Origin of the sequence: Syntrophus buswellii (assembly GCF_046097065.1) — a bacterium.
Lineage (GTDB): Bacteria > Desulfobacterota > Syntrophia > Syntrophales > Syntrophaceae > Syntrophus > Syntrophus buswellii.
In genome coordinates, this window is the sequence record NZ_CP175563.1 from 767,368 (window position 1) to 782,955 (window position 15,588).

The 15,588-nt window shown below is 57.2% G+C and carries 13 protein-coding genes; 4 read left to right on the forward strand and 9 right to left on the reverse strand.

The window, feature by feature from the left end:
• The first annotated feature begins 4 nt into the window (after window positions 1-4).
• The 3 genes from lpxB (at window position 5) to lpxK (ending at window position 4,127) form a co-directional block, all read left to right on the forward strand.
• On the forward strand, window positions 5-1,156 hold the full coding sequence (lpxB, locus tag ACJ77P_RS03490) for a lipid-A-disaccharide synthase (RefSeq protein WP_408998984.1): 1,152 nt from the start codon (window positions 5-7) through the stop codon (window positions 1,154-1,156).
• 66 nt (window positions 1,157-1,222) lie between these two features.
• Complete coding sequence (gene msbA, locus ACJ77P_RS03495) at window positions 1,223-2,971, forward strand: lipid A export permease/ATP-binding protein MsbA (protein ID WP_367359655.1); 1,749 nt, start codon at window positions 1,223-1,225, stop codon at window positions 2,969-2,971.
• A gap of 22 nt (window positions 2,972-2,993) precedes the next feature.
• Window positions 2,994-4,127, forward strand: coding sequence for a tetraacyldisaccharide 4'-kinase (lpxK, locus tag ACJ77P_RS03500; RefSeq protein ID WP_367359654.1), 1,134 nt, complete (start codon window positions 2,994-2,996; stop codon window positions 4,125-4,127).
• A gap of 9 nt (window positions 4,128-4,136) precedes the next feature.
• Here lpxK and queC read toward each other — a convergent pair whose 3' ends face one another.
• The 5 genes from queC to queD form a co-directional block, all read right to left on the reverse strand.
• Entirely contained in the window at window positions 4,137-4,835 is a 699-nt protein-coding gene (gene queC / locus ACJ77P_RS03505; protein WP_408998985.1) for a 7-cyano-7-deazaguanine synthase QueC, read from the reverse strand.
• Window positions 4,836-4,872: 37 nt separating this feature from the next.
• A complete protein-coding gene (locus ACJ77P_RS03510; protein ID WP_367359652.1) occupies window positions 4,873-5,520 on the reverse strand; it encodes a radical SAM protein in 648 nt (215 codons plus the stop codon).
• Between the two features lie 150 nt (window positions 5,521-5,670).
• Complete coding sequence (locus tag ACJ77P_RS03515; RefSeq protein WP_408998986.1) at window positions 5,671-5,976, reverse strand: hypothetical protein; 306 nt, start codon at window positions 5,974-5,976, stop codon at window positions 5,671-5,673.
• Window positions 5,977-5,978: 2 nt separating this feature from the next.
• Complete coding sequence (locus ACJ77P_RS03520) at window positions 5,979-6,386, reverse strand: hypothetical protein (RefSeq protein ID WP_408998987.1); 408 nt, start codon at window positions 6,384-6,386, stop codon at window positions 5,979-5,981.
• 70 nt (window positions 6,387-6,456) lie between these two features.
• A complete protein-coding gene (queD, locus tag ACJ77P_RS03525) occupies window positions 6,457-6,837 on the reverse strand; it encodes a 6-carboxytetrahydropterin synthase QueD (protein WP_367359651.1) in 381 nt (126 codons plus the stop codon).
• A gap of 352 nt (window positions 6,838-7,189) precedes the next feature.
• On the opposite strand from queD, the gene ACJ77P_RS03530 reads away from it, so the two are divergent.
• A complete protein-coding gene (locus ACJ77P_RS03530; protein ID WP_408998988.1) occupies window positions 7,190-8,551 on the forward strand; it encodes an MATE family efflux transporter in 1,362 nt (453 codons plus the stop codon).
• A gap of 182 nt (window positions 8,552-8,733) precedes the next feature.
• Here ACJ77P_RS03530 and ACJ77P_RS03535 read toward each other — a convergent pair whose 3' ends face one another.
• From ACJ77P_RS03535 to ACJ77P_RS03550, 4 genes are all read right to left on the reverse strand, one after another.
• On the reverse strand, window positions 8,734-9,438 hold the full coding sequence (locus tag ACJ77P_RS03535; RefSeq protein WP_367359648.1) for an FKBP-type peptidyl-prolyl cis-trans isomerase: 705 nt from the start codon (window positions 9,436-9,438) through the stop codon (window positions 8,734-8,736).
• Between the two features lie 47 nt (window positions 9,439-9,485).
• Window positions 9,486-12,095, reverse strand: coding sequence for a bifunctional acetate--CoA ligase family protein/GNAT family N-acetyltransferase (locus ACJ77P_RS03540; RefSeq protein ID WP_408998989.1), 2,610 nt, complete (start codon window positions 12,093-12,095; stop codon window positions 9,486-9,488).
• A 372-nt stretch (window positions 12,096-12,467) separates the two neighbouring features.
• Window positions 12,468-13,826, reverse strand: coding sequence for an HlyD family type I secretion periplasmic adaptor subunit (locus tag ACJ77P_RS03545; RefSeq protein WP_408998990.1), 1,359 nt, complete (start codon window positions 13,824-13,826; stop codon window positions 12,468-12,470).
• Window positions 13,823-15,577 carry a type I secretion system permease/ATPase gene (locus tag ACJ77P_RS03550; RefSeq protein WP_408998991.1) on the reverse strand — a complete coding sequence of 585 codons (1,755 nt, stop codon included), beginning with the start codon at window positions 15,575-15,577 and terminating at the stop codon, window positions 13,823-13,825. Before ACJ77P_RS03550 ends, ACJ77P_RS03545 begins: the two co-directional genes overlap by 4 nt.
• Between the last annotated feature and the right edge of the window lie 11 nt (window positions 15,578-15,588).

Sequence of the window (15,588 nt, forward strand, 5' to 3'; positions counted from 1 at the left end):
TCCCTTGAGTTCAAAGCGCATCCTTATTGTGGCGGGAGAGGCATCCGGAGACCTTCACGGGTCTTCCCTGGTCCGCGCGATGATGCGGAAGAACCCGGGGCTTTCCTTTTACGGCGTCGGAGGCGGCCGTATGAGGGAGGCCGGCGTGGACTTGTGGGCCGATGCGGGGAACATGGCCGTTGTGGGGTTGACGGAAGTGCTGTCCAAGCTGCGGGTCATTCTGTCTGTCATGAGCCGCCTGAAAAAGTCGATGCGGTTCCAAAAACCCGATCTCGTCATTCTCATCGATTATCCCGACTTCAATCTTCCCCTTGCACGATCTGCAAAGAAAAACGGTATTCCCGTTTTTTATTACATTTCTCCCCAGATCTGGGCCTGGCGGAGAGGAAGGATCAAGACCCTCGGCCGCGTTGTGGACCGCATGGCGGTCATCCTTCCCTTCGAGGAGCCGCTCTACCGGAAGTCGGGTGTTGATGCCTCCTTTGTCGGCCACCCCCTTCTCGATGCCGTCCAGGTAAGCTCTTCGCGCAGCGAAACCCTTCGCCGGCTGGGACTGCGGGACAACGTAACGACGGTAGCGCTCTTGCCGGGAAGCCGGAAGGGGGAGGTCACCCGGCTGCTTCCGGGCATGCTGAAGGCGGTGCGGCTCATCGCCGGGAAGATCCAGCCCGTGCAGTTTCTCCTCCCCCTGGCCGACACGCTGGACCCGGCCTGGATGGAGAGCCGGATGCAGGGGGTGGATGTGCCTGAGATTCGCCTGGTTCGAGGTGCCACGTATGACGCGGTGGCCGCGGCTGATGCAGCTGTGGTGGTGTCCGGAACGGCCACCCTGGAAACAGCGCTTCTGGGGACTCCCCTGGTCGTTATCTACAAAGTTTCAGCCCTTTCCTATCTGATTGGACGGATGCTCATTTCTGTGGATCATATCGGCCTGGTGAATATTGTGGCCGGAAAGACCGTGGCCCCGGAGCTGATCCAGCACCAGGCCAACCCGGAGCGCATCGCAGCGGAAGTCCTGGCGATCCTCGGCGATGCCGACCGGAGAAGAATCATCAAGGAGGAGCTTTCGCAGCTCCGGGAAAAACTCGGCCGGCCGGGTGCGGCCCGGCGGGCGGCCGATATGGCCTTGTCGCTTCTGCAGAGACCCCGGGGATAACGTGGGTCTGCGGGGAACCCGGCCGGTAAGGAAGGCCTGAGCGCAGGGACTTTTGCAAGGAAAACAATGGATATCTTTAAGCGTCTTTTGAAATTGACCAAACCCCACATTCCCCGGTTTGCCGTCGCCATGGTCTGCATGCTGGTCGTGGGCGCCCTTACCTCTGCGCTGGCTTTTCTCGTCAAGCCGGCCCTGGATGACATTTTCCTCAAAAGGAATGCGGAAATGCTCCTCTGGATTCCCCTGGCCGTCATTCTGATCTACGCGGTCAAGGGATCCTGCAGTTATTTTCAGACGATTCTGATGAGCTTCATCGGTCAGCGCATCGTCGCCGACCTGCGGTACCATTTGTATGAGCAGATCCAGAGGCAGTCCCTGAGATTCTTTGCCAAGCATCACACAGGGGAGCTCATGTCGCGGATCACCAACGATGTCACTTCCATCCAGCATGCCGTTTCCGAGGCGGTGACCAGTCTCCTCAAGGACACCTTTACCCTGATCTTCCTTGTCTTCGTCATTTTCTACCGGGACTGGCAGCTGGCCATCATCGCCATGTTCGTCTTTCCCCTGACCATCTATCCCATTGCCAAGTTCGGAGAGAAGATGAGACGGAATGCGACGAAAACCCAGGTCACCATGGCCGGCCTTACCACGCTGCTCCAGGAGACCATTTCCGGCACGCGCATCGTCAAGGCCTTCTGCATGGAGGCCTATGAGAACATGCGCTTCGCCAGGGAAAACGAGAAGCTGATGCGCCTGGCTTTGAAGTCCGTTTCCATCAACGCGATTTCCAGCCCGTTCATGGAGTTCCTGGGAGGGATCGGCATCGCCGCGATCATTTTTTACGGAGGCTACCAGGTTATTCACGGCTCCTCCACCCCGGGAACCTTTTTTTCCTTTCTGACGGCGCTGATCATGCTGTATGAACCGGTCAAAAGATTGACAAACGTCAACAACACCATTCAAAAAGGGATAGCCGGCGCCCAGAGGGTCTTTCACATTCTGGATCTCGTTCCCGACATTCTTGACAGAGAGCATGCCGTGGACCTTCCCCGCATCGTCGAAAAGATCGAAATCCGAAATGTTTCCTTTTCCTACAACGCAACCCCGGTGCTCAGAAATATCAATTTGACCATCCGTGCCGGTGAAGTGATCGCCTTTGTCGGAATGAGCGGCGGAGGCAAGACGACGCTGGTCAATCTGATCCCCAGATTTTACGACGTATCCGACGGGCAGATCCTCATTGACGGCCACGACATCCGGGATGTGACCCTGCTGTCGCTGCGCCGCCAGATCGGGATCGTGACCCAGCAGACCATCCTGTTCAACGATACGGTCCGGAACAACATTTCCTATGGAAGCCGCGACTGCTCGGAGAAGGAGATCATCGAGGCGGCCAGGGCGGCCAATGCCCATGAGTTCATCCAGAACCTTCCCGAACAATACGATACGGTGATCGGAGAACAGGGGACCCGGCTGTCCGGCGGCGAGCGGCAGCGAATCTCCATTGCCAGGGCGCTGCTGAAAAATGCCCCGATCCTGATCCTCGATGAGGCCACATCCTCGCTTGATACCGAGGCCGAGATGGAGGTTCAGGATGCCTTGGAGCGCCTGATGAAGGGGAGGACGACCCTGGTGATCGCCCACCGCCTTTCCACGATCCGCACGGCCGACCGGATTGTCGTGCTGGTCAGGGGGGAAATCGTGGAAGAGGGCTCTCACGATACGCTGCTGGCCAGGCAGGGTGAGTATTGCAAACTGCACCAGCTGCAATTCAAAGAGAACAAAGCGGGGGAGGAAATGGACCTGAAGTAGTCCCCGGCTACAGGATATTCCCGTGAAGATTCGTGAACGTTGCCGCCAGCTCTGGGAGGAGCCGGGGACTCGCAAAGGCGGGAGTCCCTTTGCCCTGCTGCTTGAGATCTTCTCCCATGTTTACCGGGTCGGGGTTTCCCTGCGGAACGGTCTTTATGACCGGGAGCTTCTGAGATCGGCAAAGCTGCCCTGCAGGGTGATCAGCGTCGGGAACGTAACGGCGGGCGGTACGGGAAAGACGCCCATGGTGGTTTTGCTGGCCCGGATGCTCCGGGGAAACGGCTATCGTCCGGCGGTGCTGAGCCGGGGTTACGGCAGTACGGGGGCGGCGCCGGTCAATATCGTCAGCGATGGGGTTTCCGTCCTGCTGGGGCCCCATGCGGGAGGCGATGAGCCGGTGCTGATCGCCCGAAGCTGCCCGGGCGTTCCCGTTCTGACCGGTCCGGACCGTCGCCTGACGGGAAAGGCGGCCATAGCGCGCCTGGGTGCCGATGTTCTGATCCTCGATGACGGATTCCAGCATCGCCGTCTGTTCCGGGACCTCAATATCGTATTGCTGGATATCGACCGTCCCTGGGGAAACGGTTATCTTCTGCCGCGGGGACCGTTGCGCGAACCACCGGACCGGGCCATGAAGCGGGCTGATCTCCTCGTCCGGACAGGGGAGCGAAGGGGAACCCCGGGGGATACCCGGAGCGAACCAGATGGCTGCAACGATACAGAGCGGATTTTTAAGCGTTCTCTTCCGGCCTTTCGAGGGACCCATCGGCCCTCTTCCCTGGTTTCCCTGAACAAGGGCCGGAGCAGGGAACTTCGTGATCTGAAGGGAAGGAGGATCTGCGCCTTCGCCGGCATCGCTGCTCCGGAGCGCTTCCGCGGTACCCTGGAATCCCTGGGGGCCGATATTGCCGCGTTCCTTGCCTTCCCGGACCATCATCGCTATTCATCCAGCGATATCGCCGCTGTTGCGCAGGCGGCCAAGGACGTCCGCGGGGACATGATCGTGACCACGGAGAAGGATCAGATGAAAGTGATGTCCCTCGATTTGCCTGCCATTCCCTGCTTTGCACTGCGCATCGAGATGACCGTCGATCCCCTGGAGGATTTTGAACGCCTGATCCTCGGAGTCCTCACGAAAGGCAAGGCAGAGGCCTGAGATCCTGTGCTACTTTTCGGAAAATGCCGGATCTTCGTAACCGGCCTCCCGGAATCCCTTCCGGCGCAGGTGGCAGCTGTCGCATCGGCCGCAGGCCCTTCCATCGGGAAGAGGGTCGTAGCAGGTGTGCGTCATTCCATAGTCCACGCCCAGGGCCATTCCTTTTCGAATGATGTCCGCTTTGGAGAGCAGGATCAGCGGAGTGCGGATTTTCAGGTGCATCCCGCCCTCCGTGCATGCCTTGGTGGCGAGATTGGCCATGGTCTCGAAGGCCGCGATGTATTCGGGGCGGCAGTCGGGATAGCCGCTGTAATCCACGGCGTTCACCCCGATAAAGATCTCACCGGTCTGCAGGACCTCCGCCCATGCGAGGGCATAGGAGAGAAAGATGGTGTTTCTGGCGGGGACGTACGTTACGGGAATTTCCACCCCTTCCCCTTCCTCGGGGGAATCCCTTTTCGGGACCTCAAGGTGACCGGTGAGGGCCGATCCTCCAATAATGCTTAAATCAAGGGGAACAATGAGATGTTCCTTTGCGCCCAGGGCATTGGCGATGCGCCGCGCCGCCTCCAGCTCGATGGCATGGCGCTGCCCGTACTGGAACGTGAGGGCGTAAAGCTCATAGCCTTCCGCCTTGGCGATGGCCATGGTCGTGGTGGAATCCAGCCCTCCACTGAGAAGGATGACGGCCCTTCGATCTGAATTCATTGGCGTGTCCTCGTCTTTTTTCCTTTATCTTTTTTTTTCAAACGCCCCGGGCATCCTTCCCCCAGAGGATTTTGTGGAGCTGGAGCTGGAGGCGGACCGAAAGATGATCTTCGAGGATCCACCGAGCCAGCCGTTTCGGATCCAGGCGCTCCGTGACGGGGGACAGGAGCGGTGGATTCCGCGTTTTCGCCGCCAGGTTCCTGGAAAGAAGGATGTCCCGGGCAAATTCATAATCCCCTCTCTCGCCCAGGACAAACTTGATTTCGTCCCGTTCCGTCAGATCGTCGAGGATGCTGAAATCGTTCCTGTGGCTTTCTCCGCTTGAAGGGCATTTGATATCGACGATGCGCACACAGCGCCGGTCAATCCCCCGGATGGGCAGAGATCCATTGGTCTCCAGGAGAACCGCATATCCTCCCTCCAGAAGGCTCCGGATCAAGGCCGGGGTTTCCGCCTGGAGCAGCGGCTCCCCTCCGGTGATTTCCACCAGACGGCATCGGTGAGATGCGATCCGGCCAAGCAGGTCGGAAAGTTCCCACAAGGTCCCTCCCTCGTAGGCGTAGCGGGTATCGCAATAGGAGCAGCGGAGATTGCAGCCGGTGAGCCGCACCAGGACGCAGGGAATGCCGATAAAGGACGATTCCCCCTGAATGCTGTAAAAGATTTCGTTGACCTTTAAGGACACGTCACTCCTCATGGATTCCGTTCACGGCCAGGTCCAATGGCGTTGAATACGGAGGCGAATGCGAAACAAACACCGTCCGGTCATAAGCGACTGCCGTGGGCAGTCTTGTCAGTTCGGTTTCATCCGTTCGGTTTCAATGGATGCACGGGATTAAAACCACGCCGAACTGGAAAGGATGCCGATACCCTGATCTGAGGAATACATGGCCTGTACCGAAGGATAGCGCACAGGATCCGCTTCGCAGTCGCGTCTTTCGAAGTCCTTCAGGTGAAACGGGGTTTCCGGAACCAGGCTCGTCCCGATGACCTGCCATGAGTGCCTGGTCTTCCAGGCGCTGTTATCGACGAGCCGGATCAATCCTGTCCGGTGAAGGTCCTCCGATTCCCTCGTCACCATCTGACAGTCGTCGTTCCCCAGGATCACCCCGATGTCGACATCCGGATTGATGTCGTGCATTTTCAAACAATACGAGGGGAAAACAGTGATGGCAAAGTGCCTTTGAGCATCGAGCAAATTTCCATGTTTGTCCAGCCTGGGCAGCAGATCTCCCCCAGAATGATCAGATCGGGCCCGCACTGCTCGGAGAGGTCTACAAGCGAATCGTACAACCAAATCATTCCATGTAAATCGCTCGTGAAGAGGATCCGCACCGTGTCCTCCTGGTTATTCCCGGAACATTTCAAGGTTGCAGTCCATATCGCCATGGAATTGGGAGCAGGCTGAGTTGTTGCCTGAGAGGTTGAAGGCTTTCCGTGGGCAACCCTCTTCAAAAAGCGTTTTCGCGGATGGATTTCCGGCCGGATACGGTGATTTACGGGATTCCGATCATCGATACGCTCGAAAAACATTTCCCTGCTTCCCATCATCGAAGGATCTTCTCAGTCTGATCCTCTTCTGTCGCCGTCCGATCCGCAAAGAGAAAATGTGTGACCCGCTTCAGTCCTCCCGATAGGTGGCGCTGCTGGTCGGTGTTTCGGAAACTCTGACCCGCGAAACCCGTATCGTATCCCTGTTGAGCTTCCCGCTCAGCTCCAAATAGAGGTGGCGGGCGATGTTTTCCGACGAGGGGTTGGCCTTCTGGAAAGGCGGCAGTTCGTTCAGGTTGATGTGGTCCAGTCGGTGGAGCGCCTCTCGAACCGTCTGCTTCACCTCTCGAAAATCAATGCCGATTCCGATCTCATTGAGCTCCCGGCACTCGACGGTGACCCGGACGGCCCAGTTGTGTCCATGGAGGTGCTCGCAGTTTCCCGGGTAATCCCGCAGCGCGTGGGCGGCGGAAAACTGCTCTTCAACGCTGATTTCAAAAATTCCTGGCATAAAGGCTCCCTGCTGTACGGATCCGCGTCTTTTTCGCGGAAATTTAACATTTTTTCGGATGTCCCAAACGGAACGAGCCATCATATTACTTCATTTTTTGCCAAAGTTGTCTATCTTTTTTCATGTACGTTCATACCTGCTGAAAGGATTTCCCAAGGGCGCCGGCAGCTCGCAGCACCTCGGTGCTGAGCCAGTCTGTGCGGCCGCGGAGCGTAAGCTTCAGAGCCGGTTCATCCCGGCTGATCCGATGCGCTTTTGCCGGGGCGACGACGGGTTCGGCAGGTCCGTCCGCAGCTCCGAACAGGCACCGATCGTTTGCCTAAAACAGAATTTTACTGTAAATCACATCGTTATGAACAATAAAAGTCTGAATATGGCGGAGGGTCCCATCCTGCCTCTTCTGCTGCAAATGAGCTGGCCGTCCATCGCCACCGTGCTGGTCGTAAACGTCTATTACCTCATAGACGCCTTCTGGCTTGCCAGGCTCAGCTCGAATGCCCTTGCGGCCTTAACCATAAGCCTTCCCATACAGGTGATTTTAGGCGGAGTCGGCGTGGGAACGGGATTGGGTGCAGGCTCATACGCCGCCAGGATGTTCGGTGCGGAGGAAAACCGGAAGGCCCGACAGACAGCCGGCCAGGTTTTTTTTCTTTCGGCTGTGCTCGGAGCGCTGTTCATCAGCCTGGGGATGGCCGGGCCGGATCTCATTTTGACATATTTCGGCGCCACAACGGAAATTCTGCCCCTGTCCCGCCGGTATCTCCTGACACTGCTGCCCGGCGTGCCGTTTCTGTTTCTGATCATGATGGCCAGCAATCTCTTCCGGGCGGAAGGCAGGCCTCATCTCGTGATGTATTGCGCTCTTATGACCTCGGCCGTCAGCGGTATCCTGGATCCTATACTCATCTTCGGCTGGGGTCCCTTCCCCCGGCTGGGAATTGAGGGAGCCGCCATGGCCGCGGTGATTTCCCAGATATCGGGTGCAGCGCTTGCCTTTTATTTCTTGCGGCAGAAAAGCTCCAAATATCAGCTGAAATGGCATTATCTCCGTCCGGATTACCGGATTATTCTGTCCATCTACTCGACGGGATTTCCCTCCATGATCATCAATCTCGTGCTCAGCCTTGGAATGCTTCTTCACAATCATGTCCTTGGCGGATACAGCAACCTTGCCGTGGCCACTCTGGGCATTGTCTCCCGAATGAGTGGCCTGGTCATGATTCCGCTTTACGGCATCGGTCATGGCCTGATGCCGATGGTTGCCTTCAGTGAAGGGGCGAATCTTCCTGTTAGACTGATGGAGGCGGTGGCGATCGCCGTAAAAATTTCCTTTGCGATTGCCATGGTCTGTTTTCTGATCGTGGAGGCCTTTGCTCCGGCCATTGCGACGCTCTTCTCCGATGACATGGAGCTGCGAAGGCTCACGGCAACAGCCCTGCGCATCAATTTTCTGATACTGATCACAGCCGCTCCCAGCCTGATGTGGATCAACATGTTCATCGGTCTCGGACAGGGAAAAGCCGCCATGGTCCTGCTGGTCGGTCGCGAAATCCTTTTTTTAATCCCCTTTCTGTGGCTCCTACCTCCCTGGTTCGGCATCAACGGCGTCTGGATGGCCCAGCCGCTTGCCAACGCCATCGCATTCCTGTTCATCCTCTACTGGGCGAAACGCCAGTATCGAATGTTTGATTCCCTGATCCATGAGAAGACATAGGCGCACTTGCCTCCCTGGAAGTCCGATGCTCGCCGTCCGCCGCGAGGGCCGAAGGCTCGATAATGGCCCGGAATCCATGAAGGAAGACCTCGACGGAATATCCGTTTAAAAAATTCCCCGATTCCACCTGGCGGCTGTTATCGGGTGCAGGTCTCCCTGCATCAGCAATGAAAGGCCCTCTGTCATCCTTCCTTTTCAATGGAAATGAGATCTACGGTGAAAATCAGAACGGCATCCGGTCCGATGAGATGGCCTGCGCCTCTCTCGCCGTAAGCAAGATCGGAAGGGATGACGAGTTCATATGTTCCCCCTGCCTTCATGAGCTGCAGGCCTTCAGTCCATCCCCGGATGACTCCTGCAAGAGAAAACGTGGCTGGCTGATTGCGCTTGTAGGAGCTGTCAAATTCCGTCCCGTCGATGAGCGTGCCCCTGTAATGGACGGTTACCGTATCGCCCGGTTTCGGGTTGTCTCCTGTGCCCTCCTTGACCACCCTGTACTGCAGGCCGCTCGGGGTGACTTTTACGCCCTCCTTGAGCTTGTTCTTTTCGAGAAATTCCGAGCCTTCCTTTCTGTTGACGGCCCTTGCCTTTTCAAAGGATTCCCTTTGCCTTGCCTGGAGGTCCTGCGAAAAGCTCATCATGATCTGATCCATTTCGGCTTGTGTCAAGGACCTTGTGGATCCTGAAAGGGCGTCTGTAATTCCCTTCAAAAGGACATTCGGATTGATGCCGATGGATTTTTCCTTAAAGTCACTTCCTATGCCGTAACCGATGGCATAGCTTACCTTATCCCTTTGAGTTTTTAAGATGATCTTGCCCTCCGAAAAGCCGGGCAGTGCCGTGATCATGAGAACGGCGAGTCCAAACGCTACGGATTCTCTTTTCATTGCTCCTCCTTGTCTGTGCAGGTTAAGGCCGCCCTTTCCGCTGATGTTCAGGTATCAAGGGACAGGATGACTTTTGATACGCCCTCGGGTTCAGGCTTGACCTGAAACCCCAGTTTCCGGCACAGGCCAAGCATCTTTCCGTTTTCGGTCAACACAAGCCCCTCGATCTTGTGGAGATGCTTATCCCGGGCTATTCCGATGAGAATGTCGATCAGTTTTGCCCCCAGGCCCATGCCGTGGTAATGATCGTGAACCAGGATGGCAAACTCGCCGATCCCGGTGTCGGGATGGTGGATGAGACGGCTTCCCCCGATCATGCACTTTTTCCCGTTCCTCCTGATTTCAGCCAGGATGGCTATCTCCCGGTCATAGTCCATGTTGCAGGACCGTACAACAAGATCGTCGGTTATTTCCCGGACGCCGAAATATCGGTTGCGCAACGTCTCCTCCGAGAGGGAATCAAGCATCTCTTGGGACATGAGCTTGTCCTCCGGACGGACAGGCCTCAGGAGAACTTCCGTCCCGTCGAGAAGATTCCACGTCGTTATGTAGTGCAAGGGATAAGGGGTGATCACGAGGTGCGAATAGGGCCCGGATTCCTCGGAAACAGAAGCAAGGGCGACCATCACATCCCCTGCCAGCACCTCGGATTGTTCAATCCACAGGACAAGCTCCATGCGCTCGATCTCCGCAAAATCAACAACCAGATCGGAAAATCCCAGGAGGGTATCCTCAAGCCGGGAAAGAATCTGCCGACCCTCATCGGCATTTTTTAAAACGGGATAGATTCCCGTACCTTCAAGCAGGCGCCGGGCCAGGGTCCGGTTGAGAGGCGGCAGGCCGATGCGTTCATCGTCGGGGCCGCCGGCGCCGGGGCTGATGATCAGGATGGTGTGGAACTCGGGGTCTCTTCTCGATTCGAGCTTAAGCCTCAAGGCCGCCGGTGCCGGCGTATTCTGAAGGATGACTTCCACGCCTCCATCGCGCAACCGCTGTCCCGCCTGCCGGCAGGCGTCGTCAACGTCCCCGGTGGCGGTCAAGGGGATCGCCTGTTCTTCTTTCTCCCCGGTGAGGGGCTGGATCCTGAGGGACAGAGGGAGGCCCAGGCCCGGGATTTCCCGGCGAAGCTGGTCGATGTCCGACACAATGGTTGTCCTGAGGGTGCGAATTCGATAGTTCCTGATAAGGTCGAAGGCATGCCGGCGGGAGAGGGTCCGTTTCCCGTCTCGGATGGCCTTCCGGACAACCGTCTTGAGATAATTCAGAAGAGGGGCCCCTGTCTGGGTTCCCTCGGCCGGCGTCTCATAGATGAGTTCAAGATTCCTGTGATACCGGTACATGTAAAGATAGGTCTTTACCGCTTCTTCGGGGGTGGCATAGGCCGGTACATTGTTGTGCAGAAGGATGCGGCGGCCTTCGGCGGCGCGTGCGCCGCCCACCCAGGTGACGATGATCGGCTTCCGGGTCTTCCTGGCGGCTTGGATAATGGCCTGGGCCAGGTCCATGGCCCCGGCAAAAACCCGCGGCGTATAGATCACCATGATGCCGTCCACCCCGTCATCGCCGAGGCAGAGATCCAGGGTGTTCCTATAGCGTCTGGCATCGTCCGCTCCTCCCATGTCGACAGGATCATCCCGACACCATTGTTCCGGCAGGAGAACATCTTCACGGCCTGAGTCTCCGCTGGAGATGCAGGCCAGCTCTCCTCCCAGCTCGGCCAGGGTGTCCGTGGCCATGATTCCGACATCCCCGGCGTTGGTGATGACGGCGAGCCGGGACCCTCTGGGCAGGCAGGACGAATCGAGGACTTTTGCCATATTGAAGAGATCCATCACCTCAGCCACCCTCACGATGCCGATTCTCCGGAACACGGCGTCATAGACGGAATCGTTTCCCGCCGATCTTCCCGACCGCATCTCGACGAAGGATGCCCCGGCTTTTGAACGGCCCGGTTTGAGCACGACGATAGGTTTGCTCAGCGCAAAGCCGCGTGCGGCGCTTATGAATCGTTTCGCGTCCCCCACGGTTTCCATGTAGATCATGAGACTTCTTGTCGTGTAGTGGTACGTCAGAAAATCGATGAGATCCCCGTACCCGACGTCTATCCGGGAGCCGAGGGAGGCGAACATGCTGAAGCCTATTCCCATTGTATCCCCCCAGTCGAGGATCGCATCGCCGAGAACGGGTGCGATGAGTGCGATGTTTCCGGGTTTGGGGTTCGTCTTGAGAAAAGTGGCATTGAGGCCGTTGTGGGGAAGGATCATCCCCAGGGAATTGGGCCCGATCGTTCTCATGCCGGACTCCCTGCGTGCGGCGAGAATGTTCTCCGCCAGTTCCCTCTGCTCCTCCTCGGTGAAATTTGAGGAAAGGATGATGGCGACTGAAACACCCGCCTTTCCACACGCTTCGATGATGCCCGGGACGGTGGCTGCCGGGGTTACGATAACGGCCAGGGTGACGCGGGAGGGCACATCCCTGATCGACGGGAAGCACCGGGCTCCGAGAATGGTCTGTCTGTTGGGATTCACAAAATAGAGCGGGCGATTCGCTGTCCGGGAAAGGTTCGCCAGGACCACTCTGCCTATGGAGTTCTCCTGCTCTGTCGCTCCAATGAGCGCCACCGATTCGGGATTCAATATCTCTCTTAAACTGGCCATGAACACGGTCTTCTTCGTTATTGATGAAATTGCGCTTTCAGCCCCGTCCCGCTTTCGGCAATCCAGCGTCGATGAACCTGCCGTATCGCCTGCTGAAAAGGGTCAGGACCCTTTGCGGAACATTTCGTATCATGATTTTTATTGCAAATCCACAGGGGGTTTAAAAGTGGCCGGGTGGTTTTTTCCCCAAGCCTAAGAGGCTTCTGTTTGAGGCAGGTTTCAGATATTTCAGGAATAAAAGTTGAGAACGGAGCTCGGAGCGGGCAAGGCCGGGTCCCTGAAATCCGGTTGTCGGATGGGGGCCTTAAAAAAAAGGTTTTTCCCCCGGCGCCTTTCTCGCTGCCAGGTGCGCGGCGAGCACCGGGGCGAAATTCACCGCTCCTTGAAGGAGACGGAAATCCGGTCAAAAAGGGGCTTTACAAGGTAGTTTATCAGGGTCCTTTCCCCTGTCTTTATGACGACCTGCACGGGCATGCCGGGCTGAAGATCCCGGGTCCCCAGCTTCTGCAGCCCCTGCTTCGTAAGCCGGATCCGGCACAGGTAATAGGGGATCCTCGTGGCCTCATCGGTAAACCGGTCTGCGGAAACCAGGATGACCTCTCCGTCGATGACGGGGGTCTTTTTAGCGTCAAAGGAAGTGAACATCAGGTCGACTTTGAGCGTTTCCCGCACCCGGTCTCTGTCCGTGGGCATCACCTTTGCCTCCACGATGAGCTCCTCGTTTGCCGGAACGATGCTCATGACCGGATTCCCCGGCATGATCACCCCACCCGCCGTGTGCACGGAAAGGCCCACGACCGTTCCCTCTTCCGGCGCCCTGATCTCCGTTTTCTCAAGAACGTCCTGTGTCGCTGCGTACTGGTCCCTCAGGGCCGCCAGCTTTTTCTGAACCTCGCTGAGCTGGGTCTCCACATCCTGGGTGAATTCCTGTTCGCGGCGCACGATGGTGAGCTTGTACTCGCTCATGGCCTTTTTCGCCCTGGCGATATTTCCGAGATCTTCGCTCCGTTTTCCGCTGAGCTCGGCCAGCAGTCTTTCCGTTTCCAGAATTTTGCTCCGGGGGTAGTAGCCCTGATCCGCCAGGTCCCTCAACGAGTTCATCTCCGTGCTCAGGAGTTCCATCTGTCTGGTCCGGGACATCTGAAGTTCTTCAAGCCTGCGAATGTATTCCTTCATGCCCTCGATGTTTTCCTTGAGGATGTTGAGTTCGGTGTGCAGGGTGCCACGCCTGGCATTGAAGAGCTGCTGCTGCGTTCTGACCAGATCCGCGATTTCAGGCAGATGGCTCATGGCGGTGATTTCCTCGGGATACGCGATGGCTCCCGCTCTGCTCCTTTCCGCCAGCAGTCTGGCTTCCAGGGCGAGCGCCTGGTAGTATTCGCCTCGAATCTCGGCCAGATTCGCTTTTGGCTGCGCATTGTTGAGCCGGATGAGCACCTGTTCCTTCCTGACCCGGTCTCCTTCCCTGACAAGGATTTCTGAAATCGTTCCCCCATATTGATGCTGGATTGTTTTTTTATTGGAAACGACGGCAACTTCGCCATGAGCCACCACGCCCTCATCCAGGGGGGCAAGGGAAGCCCATGCCAGAAACGTCCCCAATCCGAAAATCAAACCCGCAAGGGCGATCAGGATGATCGGCCTTGTGTTTGTTTTCAGGGGTGTCTTTTCCCCGGCGTTCAAAGCCTGTTTTTCGCTGCCGTTCATAATGCCCCTTGAAAGTCCCTTCATCCTTTTCCCTGTCCTGCCTGCAGGACCTGAGGCGGCTGCCGGGTCGGCACCTTTTTCAGGCGGGCGAGGACTTCGTCTCTCGGGCCATAGGCCTGGCTGACCCCGTTGACCAGCAGCAGAACCTTGTCGACGACGCGAAGGATGGAGGTGCGGTGCGTGATGACAAACACCGTTTTCTTTGCCGCTTTTAATTGGACCATGGTCTTGAGAAGGGCCAGCTCTCCCGCCTCGTCGAGGTTGGAGTTCGGCTCATCCAGGACAAACAGCACCGGGTCGTCGTAGATTGCCCGGGCCAGGGCAATCCGCTGCTTCTGCCCCCCCGAGAGAAACAGCCCGCCCTCTCCGACAGGGGTGTCATAGCCGTCCGGAAACTGCAGCACCATCTCGTGTATACCCGTCGCTTTTGCCGCCTTGACCACCTTCTCAGAGTCGATCTCTCCAAAACGGGCGATGTTCTGGGCCACCGTGCCGTCAAGGAGTTCAATATCCTGGGGAAGATATCCGATGTACGGCCCCAGCTCCTTCTTGTTCCACTTTGAGATGGCCGCGCCATCCAGTCTCACCTCTCCGGAAAAAGGGGGCCAGATGCCCACGATCATTCTCGCCAGGGTTGTTTTTCCTGAAGCGCTGGGCCCGATCACCGCCACAGCATCACCAGGATTGGCTGCAAAGCTGACGCCTTTTAAAATCTGTCTGCCGGTTCCCGGGGGGCCGGCAACGAGGTTTCTGACCGTCAACACCCCGGTGGGGGCCGGCAGAGACATTTCTTCCTCATGTTCGGACAGGACGGCCAGGATTTCTCCCAGTCTCAGGTAAGATGTCCTGGTGGCAAGAAACTGCTTCCACGTGCCGATGGCCATTTCAACGGGCTGCAGAGCCCTTCCAAGGAGGATGGACGCGGCAATCATCATTCCGGGGGTAATGGTGTCCTTTACCGCCAGGTAGGCGCCTAAGCCAAGAATGCTGGACTGAAAGGTCAGTCGGGAGGCCTTTGTGATTGCGGAAACGATGCTGGCCCTGTCGCTGGCTGCCGCCTGGAGTTTCAGGAAACTTTCATGCTTCCGGTGCCAGTACCCCCTGACGCGACTCAGCATTCCCATGGCCTCGATCGCTTCGGCATTTCTCAGATTGGCTCCCGCATAGGAGTTGGCGCTGTTGTAAAGCCGGTTCGCCTCGGCAAGGGGCTTTCTGCTGACAAGCTCGGTAAGCGCAGCCATGGCGAGAAGAAACAGGGCGCTGAAGACGGAAAAAATCCCGAGCCAAGGATGCATGAAAAAGATGACGAGGATAAAAAGAGGGGTCCAGGGGAAGTCAAAAAAGGCGAACAGGCCATTGCCGGTGAGAAACTGGCGGACACCCGTCAGGTCATGAAAATACTGAGTGGCGTTGGCGGATCCGAAGCGCAGGGACTTTTCGAAGGCTGCCTGGAAGACCTTGCCGCTTAAGTGCTGATCCATGCTGTTCCCCAGCCGAATGAGGACCTGGGAGCGAATCCACTCCAGAAAGCCAATGCCGATATACATCAGAACCATGATGATGGTGAGCATGACCAGGGTATCCTGGTTGCGGCTTGTCAGGACGCGGTCATAGATCTGCAGCATGTAGATTGCCGGCACCAGGAGCAGCAGGTTGACAACAAAGCTGAAGAGGCCGACCGCCGCGAACGTATTTTTAAAGGACCATAAAATAGTGCGCAGTTCGTTTTTTTTGCCCTCTGCCGTCGGCAATGGTCGCCGGAAAATGTTGGGCATAGGTCACCTCG